Origin of the sequence: Rhizocola hellebori (genome assembly GCF_016862955.1) — a bacterium.
GTDB classification, from domain to species: Bacteria; Actinomycetota; Actinomycetes; order Mycobacteriales; family Micromonosporaceae; genus Rhizocola; species Rhizocola hellebori.
In genome coordinates this window covers 17,375-33,293 of the sequence record NZ_BONY01000038.1, presented here as the reverse complement: position 1 = coordinate 33,293, position 15,919 = coordinate 17,375, and the positions used below count along the sequence as shown (strand labels likewise).

The following is a 15,919-nucleotide window of genomic DNA, read 5'->3' as shown; positions in this document are numbered from 1 at the left end:
TCGAGTCCAGTTGCGCAGGGTGAGGATATGAAGCTTGACGTGCTGCGCCCAAGGGAAGACATTGACCTTCCAGCCCGCCTAGCCGAATCGGTCGAGGCACGTGACGGCGTACAGGTGACGCTCAAGCAGTTCGACACCTGGTTCGCCCAGCGCAGGCGGGCCAACGACTTCGAGATGGTGCGCATCCCGTTCAGCGAGCTCGACGGCTGGAGTTTCGCCGAGGACACCGGCAATCTGGGCCACAAGAGCGGCGGGTTCTTCTCGGTGGAGGGGCTGCGCGTGCTGTCCTGGACCGGCCCGATCCGCGAATGGCACCAGCCAATCATCAATCAGGCCGAAACCGGCATGCTCGGCATCGTGATCAAAGAGTTCGACGGTGTGTTGCATTGCCTGATGCAGGCCAAGATGGAGCCGGGTAACCCCAACCTGGTTCAGCTCGCCCCGACCGTGCAGGCCACCCGTAGCAACTACACGCGGGTGCACAAGGGGTCAGCTGTGCGCTACCTCGAATATTTCGTCGGTCCCGATCGCGGCAACATCATTGTCGATGTGCTGCAGTCCGAGCACGGGTCGTGGTTCTATCGCAAGAAGAACCGCAACATGGTCGTCGAGATCACCGACGACGTGCCGCTGCACGAGGACTTCTGCTGGCTGACCTTCGGTCAGATCAACGAGCTGATGAAGCGCAACAACGTCATCAACATGGACGCGCGCACCGTGCTGTCGTGTGTGCCTCCGCCCAAGGTGCGCGTGCCGGAAGACGCCGATGGATTCCAGCAGGCGCTTGCCGCGTCGCGGGATCGGCGGGCCGGCGCGCTGCACACCAGCGCCGAGGTGATGAGCTGGTTCTCCACCCAGCGCAGCCTCTATGAGCTGGAAATCTCGCGGATGCCGCTCAAGGACGTGCCGCACTGGCACCGCACCGACAAGGAGATCGCCCGCGCCGACGGCAAGTACTTCAGCGTGGTGGCGGTCTCGGTGCACGCCGAGAACCGTGAGGTGTCCAGCTGGACCCAGCCGCTTTTCGAGCCGCGCGGGCACGGGCTGGTGGCGTTTGTGCTGAAGAACTTCGGCGGTGTCTTGCACGTTCTGGTCAACGCGCGGATGGAGGGCGGCTTCACCGATGCGGTCGAGCTCGGGCCCACTGTCCAATGTATACCGTGGAACTACGACGACTACGAAGGTGCCGACCGGCCCTATCTGCTGGACTATGTGCAGACCATCGACCCTAAGTGGATCCGGTACGAGGCGGTGCATTCCGAGGAGGGTGGCCGTTTCCTCAACGCCGAGTCCCGGTACCTGATAGTGGAAGCCGACGACCGGTTGCCCTATGACATCCCAGCGGATTACAACTGGCTCACGCTTGGTCAGCTCACCGATCTGCTGCGGCACGGCCACTACGTCAACGTGCAGGCCAGGACCCTGGTCACCTGCCTCAAAGCGCTGTCGTGACTCAGGTAAGGCTCGGGGTTCTCGGCTGCGCGGGCATCGCCACCCGGCGCATGCTGCCCGCCTTCGCCGCCGCGCCCAGCGCCCACGTGGTCGCGGTGGCCAGCCGCGACCACGACAAAGCCGAGCAGGTGGCGCGGCAGTTCGGCTGCGAGCCGGTGACCGGTTACGAGAAGCTGCTGTCCCGGCACGACATCGACGCGGTCTACATCCCACTGCCCGCCGCCCTGCATGCCTCGTGGACCGAGCGGGCCATCGGGTGCGGCAAACATGTGCTGTGCGAGAAGCCGCTGACCACCTCGGCCTTCCAGACCGAACGGCTGGTGCGCATGGCCGACGAGAAGGGCCTGGTGCTCAGGGAAAACTTCATGTTCCCGCATCACAGCCAGCACGAGCAGGTGCGCCGGCTCATCGACAGCGGTGTCATCGGCAAGGTGTGCGCCTTCGCGGCGGTGTTCGCGATCCCGCCGCTTTCCAAGGACGACATTCGATATCAGGCGGAGCTGGGTGGCGGGGCGCTTTTCGATGTCGGTGTCTATCCGCTGCGGGTGGCGCAATACTTCCACGGTCCCGACCTGGCGGTACGCGGCGCCAGCCTGCGCTATGACCACGGTGTCGACGTGGGCGGCGAGGTGTTGCTGTGTTCGCGTGACGGAGTCACCGTCCAGGCCACGTTCGGGATGGAGGGCGTCTACCGCTCCTCGTACGACTTCTGGGGCAGCGCGGGCCATCTGCGCCTTGGCCGCGCCTACACACCCGCTGCCGACCACCAGCCGCATGTGCAGCTCTGGCTGCGCGACGAGGAGCGCGAGATCGTGTTGCAGCGCGACGACCAGTACACGAACGCGGCCGAGTCGTTCGCTCGCGCGGTGCTGACCAACGCGCATGGCGAAGGCGACAGCCAGATCACCGCACTGGCCGACCTGGTTGACCGAGTCAGAGCCGCGGCCGCCCGCGCCTAGCCAACTCGCGCCCATCCGGGTAAGGTGCCCTCTCGCGTGTGCTCAACACCAACACGACGGGGGCGTTCAGCGGTGAAGCGATGGAAAGCGGCTATAACGATCACGTTGGCGTTGCTTGTCTCCGCCTGCGCGGAGCTGCCCAGCGGCGCCGACGGCAAGCTGGTCAACGAGTGGCCGGGCATAGCGGATCCGGCCGGCTGGACGCCGGAGGCGGGCAATTGCCACGACGAGTTCCAGAATTTCCCGTCGCGGACCAATTACCGGCCAATGGATTGCAGCAAGCTGCACCGCTACGAATTCGTCCATGTGGGACAGTTCACCGGGGCTGACGCCAATCTCGCCAACTCACCCGACGCGGGCACGCCGGCCTATCGCAAGGCGTGGGCCGAATGCGACGCGAAGACCACCGAGTTTCTGGGCGGGCCGTGGCGTGATCGCAAAATCACGATAAAGGTCGGCTTTCCCACCGGGGAGGCTTGGGGCGGCGGAGCGCACTGGTTCCTCTGCTGGGTCGCACAGCTGCCCCAGCTCAATCGCGCGCCGATTTTCGCCAGCGGGTCCCTCAAAGGAAAATTCGCCGACCCCAACCTCGAGTACGGCTGCTATCAGCTGACCACAGCCGACGACAAGGTCACCGACTTCACCTCGACAGCATGCACCGCCCCGCACAACGCGGAATTCGTTGGCGGCGTGGACTGGAACGTCGAGTGGAGCGTCGTGACGGCCGAGGCCGAGAAAGAAGCGAGCAAGCAGCACTCGATCTGCGTCAACGCGGTCCAGGGATTCGTCGGAGCGTCGGTGAACACCGGCACGTGGACATGGACCCCCGGTGAGGCCGATTGGAAAGCAGGCGACCACTTTCTGCGCTGCTACCTGTACACAGGCAAAATCAGCCTCAAGCGATCGATGAAGGGCGTGGGGGCAAAAGGCTGGCTCAAATGACCCGGTGGCGGGCGGCAATTGCAGTGGCCCTAGTCCTCCTGACGTCAGCCTGCGCGACCCCACCACCCAAGGGCACCGACGGCGATTTGGGCAACGAGTGGCCGGCGATGGCCGAGACGGCGCGATGGGTGCCCCAAGCGGGTACCTGTTGGGACCAAGCGGACGATACCTTGCTTCTTGCGGCCTTCAAGCCACGCGAATGCGCGAAGGAAGAGCACAACTACGAGATTATCTATGTGGGAGACGCCGGCGAGTCGCCACAGCCGCCGGTGCGGGCTTCGGCGAACTACGCCAAGGCGTGGTCGGAGTGCGACGCGAAAGTCACCGAGTTCTTCGGCGGGCAGTGGCGGGAACGAAAAATCAGGATAGCGATCGCCCATCCCGGATCCGACGCATGGGAAGCGGGTGCTCGTTGGTATGTCTGCATGCTGACCCGCGTCTTGCGAATCAACGACAATGGCAACGTCAGAATCGCCGGAACTCTCAAGGGAAAGTTCATCGATCCCGAGCTGGAGTTCGGCTGCCATCAGGTCGACAGCGAAGGTGAGTACCTCGACAGGAAGTGCACCGAGCCACACAACGCCGAATACGTGGGCATAGCGAACTGGGACGCCAGCTGGGAAAGCCTGGTGGCGGAGACCCAGAAGCCGGGCGCCGGCCATGACTACGAGCTGTGCCGCCGGCTGGTCAGCAGCTATGTGGGGGTGCCCAACATCCAGACAGGCACCTGGTTCTGGCTGCCCACCGAGAAGAACTGGAGAGCCGGCGACCGCACCTTGCGCTGCCACCTCTACCTCGGTGAGACAAGCGTTTCCACCTCCATGAAGGGTGTCGGAGCGAAGGGCTGGCCAGTCAAGTAGGGCAAGACCGGCCATCCCCGCGCGGGTTAGCGGCGCACCTGGCCGAAGAAGGCGCGTAGGTCGTCGACGAGGTAGCCGGGTTGTTCCAGGGCGGGGAAGTGCCCGCCCGTGGTGGCGTCGGTCCAGCGCCGCAGGTCGGTGAAACGCCTTTCGCACCAGGCTCGCGGCATGCGGGCGTCCTTGGGGAACAGCAGGCAGGCCGTGGGGACCTCGACGCGGACGTTGGGCACCTTGTAGTGGCTTTCCCAGTAGAGCCGGCCGGCCGACGCGGCGGTCGCGGTGAGCCAATAGAGCGTGACCGTGTCGAGTAGCTGGTCGCGGGAGATGACCTTTTCGAGGTCGCCGGGATGGTCGGTCCACGTCCAGAATTTTTCGGCTATCCAAGCCATTTGGCCGACCGGTGAGTCGGTCAGGCCGTACCCGAGAGTCTGGGGTTTGGTGGACATGATGGCCGAGTATCCGGATTCGGTCTGCTGGAAGGATTTCATGTAAGCCAACCCGGCGTAGTCGCGCTCGGTGAGCTGAACCTGCTCCTCGGGCGGTGGCGCGTCGGCGAACACCATGGTGATGTGGATGCCCGCGACGTGGGTGGGGTCGATGTGGCCGAGGTGGGCCGAGACGAACGAACCCAGGTCGCCGCCGTGGGCGCCGTAGTACTTGTAGCCGAGTTGCTGCATCAGCATGCCCCACGCCTGAGCGATGCGCTCCACCTTCCAGCCGGGAGCAAAGGGCTTGCCACTGAAGCCGAAACCGGGCATCGACGGAACCACGACATGGAAGGCGTCGGCGGGGTTGGGCGGGTTGGTCAGCGGCTCGATGAGGTCAAGGAATTCCAAGACCGAGCCGGGCCAGCCGTGGGTCAGCAGCAGCGGCAACGCGTTCGGGTGCGGGGATCGGGCGTGCAGGAAGTGAATGTCGACGCCGTCGACCATCGTCACGAACTGGGGGATGGCGTTGAGCCGGGTCTCGACCGACCGCCAGTCATAGCTTTGGGCCCAGTAGTCGGCCAGGTCGCGTGCGTAGGCCAGCGGCACCCCCTGCGACCAGTCGTCGACTGTTTCGCCTTCCGGCCATCGCGTCCCGGCGACCCGCAGCCTGAGGTCAGCCAGGTCCTCATCGGACACTCTTACCTGAAATGGCGTCATGGCCCGAATGCTCTATCAGCCGCCTATAGCGCGGGTCCACTTTGACTCTGCTCGCCGATGGGATGTTCTCGCTCGCGATCCAGACGAGAAGGAGTGTCCACGCCATGACCGCACCCCCTGAATTCGGCCTGTTCCCGTGGCACCGGAGCTGCCCGTTCCAGCCGCCGAAGGAGTACGCCCAGCTGCGTGAGACCACACCGGTCGCGAAGGTCGAGCTTTCCACCGGGCTGCCCGCCTATGTGATCACCCGTTACGATCACATCCGCCAGGTGCTGACAGATCCGCGATCCAGCTCGGACCGGGCTCACGAAGGTTTTCCTTACTACATTCCCATTCCTCAGCAGTTTCGCACCGAGGCGGGCTTCATCGGCTGGGACCCGCCCAAGCACACCCTGCACCGCCGCCTGGCCGCGGTCTCGGGTGAGTTCACCAAGGTGCGCGTTGCCGCGATGCTGCCCCGCATCGAGCAGATCGTGAACAACGCGGTCCAGTCGATGATTGACCACGGGCCGCCGGTGGACCTGGTGTCCAAGCTGGCGCTCGATGTGCCGCTGCACGTGGTTTGCGGTGTGCTGGGCATCCCCAGCGCCGACCACGACTATCTGCACCACCGCACCGACATCCTCTTCGGCGGGCGGTCATCGGCGGAGGAACGCGGCTTGGCCATCACGGAGGTCAACAAGTACCTCGGCGATCTGATCGAGCTCAAGGCCGTCGAGCCAACCGACGACCTGATCAGCCGCATCGTGCAGCGGTATAAAGAAGAGGGCATGTACGACCTGCGGGATCTGGTCAACACGATCCGCCTGCTGCTCAACGGCGGTCACGAGACCAGCGCCGCGATGATCGCGATCGGCACCATGACCCTGCTCGAGCACCCCACCGAGCTGGCCAAGTTCAAGGCCGACCCGGACGGCATGGTGCACGACGTCGTGGAGGAGCTGCTGCGCTTCCTGTCCCCGGGCGACCTCGCCACGTCGCGGGTTGCCTTGGAGGACATGGAGGTTGGCGGCGTCACCATCAAGAAGGGCGAAGGGATGATCGTGCTCGGCTTCGCGGCCAACCGCGACCCCGAGGCGTTCCCGGATCCGGACAAGTTCGACGTCAGCCGCAGCGACCGCAGGCACATCGCCTTCGGGCACGGGCTGCACCACTGCATCGGCGCCGAGCTGGCCCGGGTGGAGCTGCAAGTCGTTCTCAAGACGCTGTTCCGGCGGATCCCGGACATCCGGCTTGCCAAGCCGTGGAACGAGTTGAGCTACAAGGACGGCAATATCATGTACGGCGTCTACGAGATGCCCGTTACGTGGTGAGGGGCTAGCGATGGGCCCGCTGAGCGGCGTGAAGGTGGTCGAACTCGCCGGCATCGGGCCCGCACCCTTCGGCTGCATGGTTCTGGCTGAGATGGGCGCCGAGGTGATCCGGGTGGACCGCATGGACGGCCGCACCTATGCCCAATGGCATCGGGTGCTGGATCGCGGCCGTCGGTCCATCGCCCTGGACCTTAAGCACCCCAACGGTCGCGAGGTCGCGCTGCGCCTGGCCGAGAACGCGGATGTCATGGTGGAGGGGTTTCGCCCGGGGGTCGCCGAGCGCCTGGGCATCGGCCCGCAGGACTGCCGGGAACGCAATCCCGGTCTTATCTATGCCCGGATGACCGGATGGGGCCAGACCGGCCCGCTGGCCCACACCTCCGGACATGACATCAACTATCTGGCGCTTTCCGGTGCGCTGCATGCGATCGGCCACCAGCCGCTGAACCTGCTGGGCGACTTCGGAGCCGGCGGCATGCTGCTCGCCAACGGCATCCTGGCGGCTCTGCTGGAGCGCCATCGCTCCGGGGTGGGTCAGGTCGTCGATGTGTCCATTGTGGATGGCGTGGTTTCCTTGCTCGCCATGCATGTGGGCATGCTGCAGTCGGAACAGTGGCGCATGTTCACCGGCCAGGCCCCGTTCTACGGGCTCTACGAATGCGCCGATGGGGGAAGGGTCGCGGTCGGGGCGCTGGAGGAGCCGTTCTTCCAGGCGCTGGTGGACCAGCTCGGGATCGGCGTGGCGGGCGACCGGTGGGATCCGGTCACCTGGCCGGCGCTCAAAGAGCAGCTGGCGCAACGCTTCGCCACCCGCACCCGCGACGAGTGGGCGCAGCTCTTCGAAGGCACCGATGCCTGTGTCACGCCCGTGTTGAGCGTGAGCGAAGCGGCGAACCACCCGCATCTGGTGTTCCGGCGGAACTACGGCGAGGACTTTGTTCCCGCGGCGGCGCCACGCTTTGCCCGAACGGTTGCGGACCCGCCGACCCGCGCCCCGGAACCCGGCGCGGACACGATCCAGGTTTTGGTCCAATGTGGAATGTCGCGCTCCGAGATCGAGGCCCTGCTTTCCGCTGGCGTTGCTAGGAGTAGCTGAGATGGACTTCCATCTGTACGACACCACCCTGCGCGATGGGACACAACAGGAAGGGCTGGTGCTGACGGTCGGCAACAAGCTCGAAGTGGCACGGGCGCTGGACACCTTCGGGGTGAGCTTCATCGAAGGCGGCTGGCCGGGCGCGATCCCCAAGGACACCGAATTCTTCCGCCGCGCCCGCCACGAGCTGAAGCTGCGCAAGGCCGAGCTGGTGGCGTTCGGGGCGACCCGCCGCCCAGACCTCGCAGTGCACGAGGATCCGCAGGTGGCCGCGTTGCTGGCGGCCGAGACTTCGGTGGTGACCCTGGTGGCGAAGGCGGATGCACGTCACGTCAATCTGGCGCTGCGCACCACCGAGACCGAAAACCTGGCCATGATCCGCGACACGGTCCGGCATCTCACTCGGGAAGGCCGCCGCGTTTTCCTTGACGCAGAACATTTTTTCGACGGGTACCGGACCAGCCGCGGCTACGCCCTGCGCGTGGTCGAGGTCGCGGCCGAAGCGGGCGCCGAGGTGGTCGTGCTGTGCGACACCAACGGCGGGACTTTGCCCGACGAGCTTGGTGACATCCTGACCGTCACCGCCACCACCGGGGTGCGGCTGGGCATCCACTGTCACGACGACAGCGGCTGTGCGGTGGCCAACACCCTGCTGGCCGTCGACGCGGGTGCGACCCACGTTCAGGTGACCGCGCACGGCTACGGCGAGCGGTGCGGCAACGCCAACCTGTTCACGGTGGCGGCGAACCTGGCTCTGAAGAAGCGGATCCCGGTGGTGAGCCAGGACAGCCTCAGCGAGATGTCGGCTGTGGCGCAAACGATCGCCGACATCACCGCCGCGCAGCCGGTGCGCGCCGCGCCCTACGTCGGTGTGGCCGCGTTCACGCACAAGGCAGGCCTGCACACCTCGGCGGTGCGGGTAGACCCCAGCCTGTACCAGCACATCGACCCGGAGGCCGTGGGCAACTCGATGCGCACCCTCATCTCCGACATGGCCGGCCGGGCCGCGATCGAGCTGAAAGCCAAGGAGCTCGGTTACGACGTGGCATCCACGTCGGAGGTGGTGAGCCGGGTCGCCCTCCGGGTGAAGGACATGGAGCGCCTCGGCTACGCCTTCGAGACCGCCCCCGCCTCGTTCGAGTTACTCCTCCTCGACGAGCTGGGAATCAAGCGGCCCTTCGAGATGGACTCCTGGCGCATGACCATTTCCGGGGGCCGGGTCGACGCCAGTGTGCGGCTGGAGGTCGAAGGCGGGCACGGCCTGGGCGCCGGCCTCGGCTTCACCCCGATCGCGGCTCTGGACCAAGCGTTGCGCGGCGCGCTCGCGCCTTCGCATCCAGACATCGTCGAGTGGCGGCTGGTCTCCTGCCAATGCTGGTCATTGGATGGCAGCCTCGGCAAGCCGGCGGCGACCCGGGCGGTCGTCACGGTGACCGACGGGCAACGCCGAGTCAGCACCGTTGGTGTGGATGACGATGCGGTCACGGCGTCATGGCTGGCTTTGCAGGACGCGATTTCCCTGGTCCTGCTCACCCGCGAGCCAATCGCCGGTTGAGTTCGAGCGGGGTGCATGAGCATCAGGGTGCAAAAGGCACCGGATTGGATGGGAGAAGCCATGTCAGCACGTACCGCCTTATCGATCGGAGACCGACGATGAGCCGCCGGGCCGTTATCACCGGGGTGGGCGCGGTGGCACCGGGCGGCATAGGCAAGAAGGCCTACTGGGACTTGCTTGCCGCCGGCCGTTCGGCGACCCGCTCAATCACCCACTTTGACGCCTCGCCTTACCGCTCCCGGATGGCGGCTGAGGCCGACTTCGATCCGGTGCGCGAAGGCCTTACCCAGCAAGAGATTCGACGGCTCGACCGGGCGGCGCAGTTTGCCGTGGTGGCCGGCCGGGAAGCCGTCGCCGACTCCGGCCTGACCTTCGCCAAACTCGACCCGACCCGCCTTGGCGTCGCCCTGGGTAGCGCCGTGGGCTGCACGACAAGCCTCGAGCGTGAGTACATCGTCGGCAGCGATGTCGGCAACAAATGGGAGGTGGACCAGACCTATGCGGTGCCCCACCTCTACGACTACTTCACGCCGTCCTCGATGGCCGCGGAGCTTGCCTACCTCGTCGGCGCTGAGGGACCGGTCAACGTGGTGTCGACCGGCTGCACCTCGGGTCTGGACTCGGTCGGCTACGCGGCCGAGCTGATCGCCGAGGGGACAGCGGACGTCATCGTCACCGGTGGCACGGAAGCGCCGCTGTCGCCGATCACCGTGGTCTGCTTCGACGTGATCCGGGCCAGCTCGACCCGAAACGACGACCCCAACACGGCCTGCCGCCCGTTCGACAAGACCCGCGACGGGCTTGTGCTCGGCGAGGGCTCGGCCATCATCATCCTGGAAGAGCTCGAGCACGCCCGCAAGCGTGGCGCGCACATCTACGCGGAGATCGCGGGTTTCGCCTCGCGGTGCAACGCCTACCACATGACCGGCCTGCACCCGGACGGCAAGGAGATGGCGGAAGCCATCAACGCCGCGATGACCCAGGCCAAGCTGGAATCCGAGGCGATCGGCTACATCAACGCGCACGGATCCGGTACCAAACAAAATGATCGCCATGAGACAGCGGCTTTCAAGCGCAGCTTGGGCCAGCATGCCTACGCCACGCCGGTTAGCGGCTTCAAATCGATGATCGGGCACTCGCTGGGCGCGATCGGCTCGCTGGAGATAGTCGGCTCCCTGCTGGCCATCGAAGAAGGCGTCATCCCGCCCACGGCGAACCTGCACGAGCCCGATCCCGAATGCGATTTGGATTACGTGCCGCTGGTCGCGCGCGAGGCGCAGGTCGATGCCGTGCTCACGGTCGGCAGCGGCTTCGGCGGCTTCCAGAGCGCCATGGTGCTGCGGCGAGTAGAGGAGGCCGGCAGGTGAGCACCACCACCAGCACTGAGAAGGCAAGAACAGTTGTCACAGGCATCGGCCTGTGCGCCCCCAACGGGTTAGGCCCGACCGCCTACTGGAAGAACACCCTGCGCGGCCAGAGCGGCATCGGCCCGATCACCCGCTTCGACACGTCCAAATACTGGTCGAAGATCGCGGGTGAGGTGCCCGGATTCGAGCCGGCCGAACACCTTCAGGGCAGGCTGCTACCGCAGACCGACCACATGACCCGGCTGGCGCTGGTGGCGACCGACTGGGCGTTATGGGGGGCGGGTCTTCGCTCGACCGACGTGCCCGAGTACGACATGGCGGTGGTGACCGCGGCCACCGCCGGCGGGTACGAGTTCGGTCAGCGCGAGATGCAAAAGCTGTGGCAGCAAGGCCCCGACTTCGTCAGCGCATACCAGTCGTTCGCCTGGTTCTACGCGGTGAACACGGGTCAGATCTCGATCCGGCACGGCATGCGGGGGCCGGGTGCCGTTCTGGTCACCGAGCAGGCCGGTGGCCTGGACGCGGTCGGGCACGCGCGGCGGCAGCTGCGCAAGGGCGTGCGCATGGCGCTCACCGGCGGCATCGACAGCTCCCTGTGCCCGTGGGCGTGGGTGGCGCATCAGGTTTCCGGATCGCTGTCGCGCAGCAACGACGCGCGAAAGGCGTACCTGCCCTTCGACGAGGACGCGAACGGCTACGTGACCGGTGAAGGCGGGGCCATCTTCGTACTGGAGACCGCCGACTCGGCCGCGCAGCGCTATCCTGTTCGCGTCTACGGCGAGATCGCCGGATACGCGGCCACCTTCGACTCGCGCGTCCCCGGCCGGGAACCCGGCCTGCGCCGCGCGGCCGAGCTGGCACTGGCCGACGCCGGAATGTCCACTAAGGACATCGATGTGGTCTTCGCCGACGCGGCGGGGACGCCGGAACTCGACAAGGCGGAGGCGGAAGCCATCAACGGCCTGTTCGGCCCGCACGGGGTTCCGGTCACCGCGCCCAAGACGATGACCGGCCGGCTCTTCGCCGGCGGGGCCTCGCTGGACCTGGCCTCCGCGCTGCTGTCGGTCTGGGACGGCGTCATCCCGCCGACGGTCAACATCCGTCACCCCAACAAGGACTACGAGCTGGATCTCGTCCTGGACGACCCCCGCCATCAGCGGGTCCGGGCCGCGCTCGTGCTCGCTCGCGGGCGCGGTGGCTACAACTCCGCCATCGTGGTCTGCGAATACAACCGGTAACACCTTGAACCCCAGAGGCCGCCCGCATCCGGGCGGCCTCTAACCATGCTTCCGGCGACTTCCATCAGCTAAGTCGCTATGGAAAGCTCCATCCGTGGCCAAAGACATCGGTACCGGCACAAAGATCACCTTCGCTGGGATCAGGGAGCTTGCCTCCAAAGACCGCTGGGACAGGGAGTGGATAGATCATCTCGATCGGTTTCTGGGCATCTCTCTCCTTGTTGCCGGAGTGGTCACCGGTCCAATCGGGAAGATTGCGCTGGACCTGTTGCAGCCGAAGGCCGAGCTGATCAATATTGTCAGGGCGGCCGCAAGGCGGTTCGTTGCAGGCAAGCCCAATGACTTCCTCGGCCGGCACCGCAGGCTTGCGGCGGCCCACTCGCTGCTCGAGTTCAGCGCCTTCTTCGAAGCGGTGGAAATTGAGGTGCCGCAACTGGCCACGGAGGTGGCGCTGACCGATGACGAGCGGCACCGTCTCGTGAAAAGGTCGCTGTCCAATGAGTCCTATGACTCGGTCGCCTCGTTCGCCCTGGCGCACCCAGCGACGAATCCTGCAGATAAACGCGATTGGCGGACCCTGCACTACCGCGCGATGATGATCCGCTACCTCGACTTCATCAGGGGTCTGGCGGCCTGGGAGCTGAAGTCCACCGCTGAGCGCGCAGCCATTACCGAGAACCTGAATCGAGTGCCGTACGTGGCGGCCGAGCTGTTCGAGGCCCAATATCTGGAGCTGCTCATCGAGGTGCCTGCCTTCGCCAAGTGGGCAGAGGTGTACGAGTTCACGCGGCTGCGCAGCCTCACCGCCGGGCTCTCGGCCAAGACGATAGAGCGCCTCAACGAGCTGGCCGAGTCGGCAGAATCCGTTGACGTAGGGCTCAACAACCTGCGCACGCTGATTGAGTCCGGTGGGGTCGCGCAGAACAGATCGCCGCAGGCGCGCAAGGTGGCGCAAGGGCTCGCGCGGGCGTATGAGGCCAGGATCGCTGAACCGGTCATCGTCGACAACTTCCGCGATGACGAGCTGACCGTCACCTACCCGCGACGGCGGGAAATCTATTTGCCACAAGCCTTTCAGACCTTGCTTTACACCGATCTTGCGCAGCGGCTCGAGCTTGAGGCCACCTGGGAGCGGCTGGCAGTCCACGAGGATCTTGGTCACTTCATCGTGGCCTACCTGGAGTCGGCGTTCAGCACCGAGACCCCGCTGCTGGTGCTGGGCCATCCGGGTTCGGGCAAGTCGTTGCTGTCGGAGGTGCTGGCAGCCACCCTCGGCGAGCAGTTCCATCCCGTCCGCATTGAGTTACGCAACGCCGACGCCGAGGCGGAGTTCCAGGATCAGATCGAGCATGAGATCCGTAGGGTCACCGGGCATGACGTCAACTGGGCGAGCTATGCCGAGGAGCTGGCGGACAGTCCACCTGTGATCATCCTCGATGGCTTCGATGAGCTCCTTCAGGCCAGCGGCAAGACCTACAGCAACTATCTGAATCGGGTGCAGGGCTTTCAGCGTCGCGAAGCCGTTCAAGGGCGCCCGGTGCGCGTCATGGTCACCAGTCGGCTGACCCTCATCGACAAAGCCGCCATCCCCGCTGGCGCCACCATCCTGCGCCTGCTCGACTTCGACCGGTCGCGCCAGGAAAAATGGGCCGCCATCTGGAATGAGGCCAACCTTGGCTACTTCCGCGCCCGCGATCTCGAGCCGTTTGCGCTGCCCCAGGAGCCGCGGATCACCCAGCTCGCCGCGCAGCCGTTGCTGCTCCTGATGCTCGCTGTCTACGACTCGGCCGGAAACGGGCTTCGCGATGGGCACCTGGACCGCACCAGCCTCTACTACAGCCTGCTGACCCGCTTCATCACCCGGGAACGGGCGAAAGGCGATGGTGCGGAGACGTTTGCGGCCTTGACCGCCGAGCAGCGGAGCCAGCAGATCGAACAAGATCTTGAGAGGTTGGGGGTGGCAGCGATCGGCATGTTCAATCGCCGCGCCCTGCACATCCACCGCGACCAGCTTAACCGGGACATCGCGCACTTCCATGCCACGCAGCACATCGAGGTTGGCCATGGCCACCCACTGACGCAGGCCGACCTTCTCTTGGGCAGTTTCTTCTTCATCCACGAGTCGAAGAGCTGGAGCGGCTCCGGGCAGGAGAGTTCGCCGACCGCATTTGAGTTCCTGCACAACACGTTCGGTGAGTTTCTCAGCGCTGATTTCCTTTTGCGACGGGTACTGAGCCAGACTTCGGTGGTGCGAAAGCTGCTCGGTGACAAGCAATTCGAGTTGTTGCTCGCCAAGCATCTGGCTGAGCCGCCCGCCGACTGGTATTCGTGCACCTCTACACCAGCCTGCACACGCGCCCGGTCGTACTGTCGATGATGCGGGAGTGGTTGCCGCACAGGCTTTCCGCGGCGGGACGCGCACCTTCGGAGTTCGAGGCCGATCTCGCCGCGCTGACACTGCGCCAGCTCGATCTCGTCCTCAACGGCGATGTTTCCCCTATTCAGCGTGCTGCCGATGCTGCATTCGACGGCCTGCCCGCCCTGGGACACGCAGCCGTCTACAGCCTGAACATGGTTCTTCTGTTGACACACCTGACCCGCGACCCGGTGCCATTCGACGAGGGCACGCTGTTCTCGGACCATGCCGATTGCCGCCCCTGGGACAGGTTGACCCAGCTGTGGCGTTCGTGGTTTGGCCTGGATACGCTCGGCTCACTGCCCAACTCGCTGACCGCTGAGCGAGACATGGCCACCGTCCGGCTTAGCCTGCCCCATATCGTTGGCGAAACTCAGGACAGGCTGTCGTTGGCCAGCTTCGTTGCCCACGGCCTGGCCGATGACATCGGGTATGGGACGGCGATGACCTCCTATCTTCTGGCAGGGATGGCCGGCCTTTCGACGCTGCAGGCCGCGGCGCAAAAGCTGGCGAAGGAAGGGATCTCGATCGAGCCCATCGTGAATTGGCGGCGGGCTCAGCTGGGCGAGCTGTCGGCGGTCGAGTTGGCCGATCGTCTTTCCGTGGTCGGCCATCCGCCTGGCCTCACTGCGGAATCGATCGCCTTGATGGAGGTATTTCTCCGGATTGGCTCGGTCGAACTGGCCGATGTCCTTGCCGGGCAGATGGTTCAGGTCGGAGCCATCATGATGACGCTGCCTCGATACGAAGCTGCGCTATTGATAGCGAGTGTGAGTCAGAGTGATCCGCACTTTGTCGTGGAAGGCTTCAGCGGAATAACTAGTACGGTCGCTGTCAACTACCTACTCAACAGACCGGCCGCGGAGCCGATGCTCAGGGCGTTGATTGGTTTTGAACCGCGATCCGACCTCCTCCGCGTCTTAGAGGAGGGGTGGAGCGACGGCTGTACCTTGGACCTGCAAACAGATCTCGCCGTCTACGCCCTGGCGACCAGCGGCGATGTCCCTGGGCTCAGAGCGATGGCGTGGGAAGCGATCAAGAACAGGGTGCTTCGGGCGGAGGGCATTGGGAGTCTGACGGAGACGCAGTTCCTCGAGGTCGGTGAGGCTGCGTTGGCCGAGACCGCCTCACCCAGCGTGCTGCGCGATATTGCGGGTCACCTCTATGAGGCCACGGACCCCCGCGCGCATACCCTCGGCACCTGGCTCATGACGCGCAGGCTTGTGGTCAGGGCCAGCCCTGGCAAGCCGCTACGCTCGATGGTGCAGGGGCATCCAATTGTGTATCCATTGCAGTGGGTTAGTCGTTCCGATCTCGCCCAGGTGCTGAGATTGTGCCGGGAGCTCGATCCTGAGCTCGTCATGCGAGCAGCCTTTGGTGAGCCACTTGGCGCTGCCGTGGACCAGCTGACCGCCCGCTTGCGGCGGCTGCCGCAGGCCTCCATGACCGTCCAGGAAGCGTCCGATTTGGAATTCTTGACCTCGATGGCGAGGAAGTAGCTGGGCAGCGCGGTTCGTGACAATCGAGTATGCTCGATGCACTGATTTTTGGCGCGCCGTCCGGGCTCGGCTGTGCC

12 protein-coding genes are annotated in these 15,919 nt (G+C 65.3%); 11 read left to right on the top strand and 1 reads right to left on the bottom strand.

The window, feature by feature from the left end; all coding sequences use genetic code 11:
• The first annotated feature begins 27 nt into the window (after positions 1-27).
• From Rhe02_RS28085 to Rhe02_RS28070, 4 genes are all read left to right on the top strand, one after another.
• Positions 28-1,452, top strand: coding sequence for an NDP-hexose 2,3-dehydratase family protein (locus Rhe02_RS28085; RefSeq protein WP_203911385.1), 1,425 nt, complete (start codon positions 28-30; stop codon positions 1,450-1,452).
• Positions 1,449-2,411, top strand: a complete 963-nt coding sequence (locus Rhe02_RS28080; RefSeq protein ID WP_239124087.1) for a Gfo/Idh/MocA family protein — start codon at positions 1,449-1,451, stop codon at positions 2,409-2,411. Before Rhe02_RS28085 ends, Rhe02_RS28080 begins: the two co-directional genes overlap by 4 nt.
• A 72-nt stretch (positions 2,412-2,483) precedes the next feature.
• A complete protein-coding gene (locus tag Rhe02_RS28075; RefSeq protein ID WP_203911384.1) occupies positions 2,484-3,353 on the top strand; it encodes a septum formation family protein in 870 nt (289 codons plus the stop codon).
• Positions 3,350-4,213, top strand: a complete 864-nt coding sequence (locus Rhe02_RS28070; RefSeq protein WP_203911383.1) for a septum formation family protein — start codon at positions 3,350-3,352, stop codon at positions 4,211-4,213. Before Rhe02_RS28075 ends, Rhe02_RS28070 begins: the two co-directional genes overlap by 4 nt.
• 26 nt (positions 4,214-4,239) lie before the next feature.
• Here Rhe02_RS28070 and Rhe02_RS28065 read toward each other — a convergent pair whose 3' ends face one another.
• A complete protein-coding gene (locus Rhe02_RS28065; protein WP_203911382.1) occupies positions 4,240-5,358 on the bottom strand; it encodes an epoxide hydrolase family protein in 1,119 nt (372 codons plus the stop codon).
• Between the two features lie 104 nt (positions 5,359-5,462).
• Here Rhe02_RS28065 and Rhe02_RS28060 point away from each other — a divergent pair, with 104 nt between their 5' ends.
• The 7 genes from Rhe02_RS28060 (at position 5,463) to Rhe02_RS28030 (ending at position 15,842) form a co-directional block, all read left to right on the top strand.
• A complete protein-coding gene (locus tag Rhe02_RS28060; protein WP_203911381.1) occupies positions 5,463-6,671 on the top strand; it encodes a cytochrome P450 in 1,209 nt (402 codons plus the stop codon).
• A 10-nt stretch (positions 6,672-6,681) separates the two neighbouring features.
• Positions 6,682-7,767, top strand: coding sequence for a CaiB/BaiF CoA transferase family protein (locus tag Rhe02_RS28055; protein WP_203911380.1), 1,086 nt, complete (start codon positions 6,682-6,684; stop codon positions 7,765-7,767).
• Between the two features lies 1 nt (position 7,768).
• Positions 7,769-9,322, top strand: coding sequence for a citramalate synthase (cimA, locus tag Rhe02_RS28050; RefSeq protein WP_203911379.1), 1,554 nt, complete (start codon positions 7,769-7,771; stop codon positions 9,320-9,322).
• Positions 9,323-9,420: 98 nt separating this feature from the next.
• On the top strand, positions 9,421-10,689 hold the full coding sequence (locus Rhe02_RS28045; RefSeq protein ID WP_203911378.1) for a beta-ketoacyl-[acyl-carrier-protein] synthase family protein: 1,269 nt from the start codon (positions 9,421-9,423) through the stop codon (positions 10,687-10,689).
• On the top strand, positions 10,686-11,927 hold the full coding sequence (locus Rhe02_RS28040) for a ketosynthase chain-length factor (RefSeq protein ID WP_203911437.1): 1,242 nt from the start codon (positions 10,686-10,688) through the stop codon (positions 11,925-11,927). Before Rhe02_RS28045 ends, Rhe02_RS28040 begins: the two co-directional genes overlap by 4 nt.
• A gap of 94 nt (positions 11,928-12,021) precedes the next feature.
• Positions 12,022-14,304, top strand: coding sequence for an NACHT domain-containing protein (locus tag Rhe02_RS28035; RefSeq protein WP_203911377.1), 2,283 nt, complete (start codon positions 12,022-12,024; stop codon positions 14,302-14,304).
• Positions 14,256-15,842, top strand: coding sequence for a hypothetical protein (locus tag Rhe02_RS28030; RefSeq protein WP_203911376.1), 1,587 nt, complete (start codon positions 14,256-14,258; stop codon positions 15,840-15,842). The genes Rhe02_RS28035 and Rhe02_RS28030 overlap by 49 nt, the downstream gene beginning before the upstream one ends.
• Positions 15,843-15,919: the final 77 nt, after the last annotated feature.

Excerpts from the sequence above, each read along its gene's own strand:
- Rhe02_RS28085 (WP_203911385.1), top strand. The coding sequence starts at position 28 with ATGAAGCTTGACGTGCTGCGCCCAAGGGAAGACATTGACCTTCCAGCC.
- Rhe02_RS28070 (WP_203911383.1), top strand. The coding sequence starts at position 3,350 with ATGACCCGGTGGCGGGCGGCAATTGCAGTGGCCCTAGTCCTCCTGACG.
- Rhe02_RS28065 (WP_203911382.1), bottom strand. The coding sequence starts at position 5,358 with ATGACGCCATTTCAGGTAAGAGTGTCCGATGAGGACCTGGCTGACCTC.
- Rhe02_RS28060 (WP_203911381.1), top strand. The coding sequence starts at position 5,463 with ATGACCGCACCCCCTGAATTCGGCCTGTTCCCGTGGCACCGGAGCTGC.
- Rhe02_RS28055 (WP_203911380.1), top strand. The coding sequence starts at position 6,682 with ATGGGCCCGCTGAGCGGCGTGAAGGTGGTCGAACTCGCCGGCATCGGG.
- cimA (WP_203911379.1), top strand. The coding sequence starts at position 7,769 with ATGGACTTCCATCTGTACGACACCACCCTGCGCGATGGGACACAACAG.
- Rhe02_RS28045 (WP_203911378.1), top strand. The coding sequence starts at position 9,421 with ATGAGCCGCCGGGCCGTTATCACCGGGGTGGGCGCGGTGGCACCGGGC.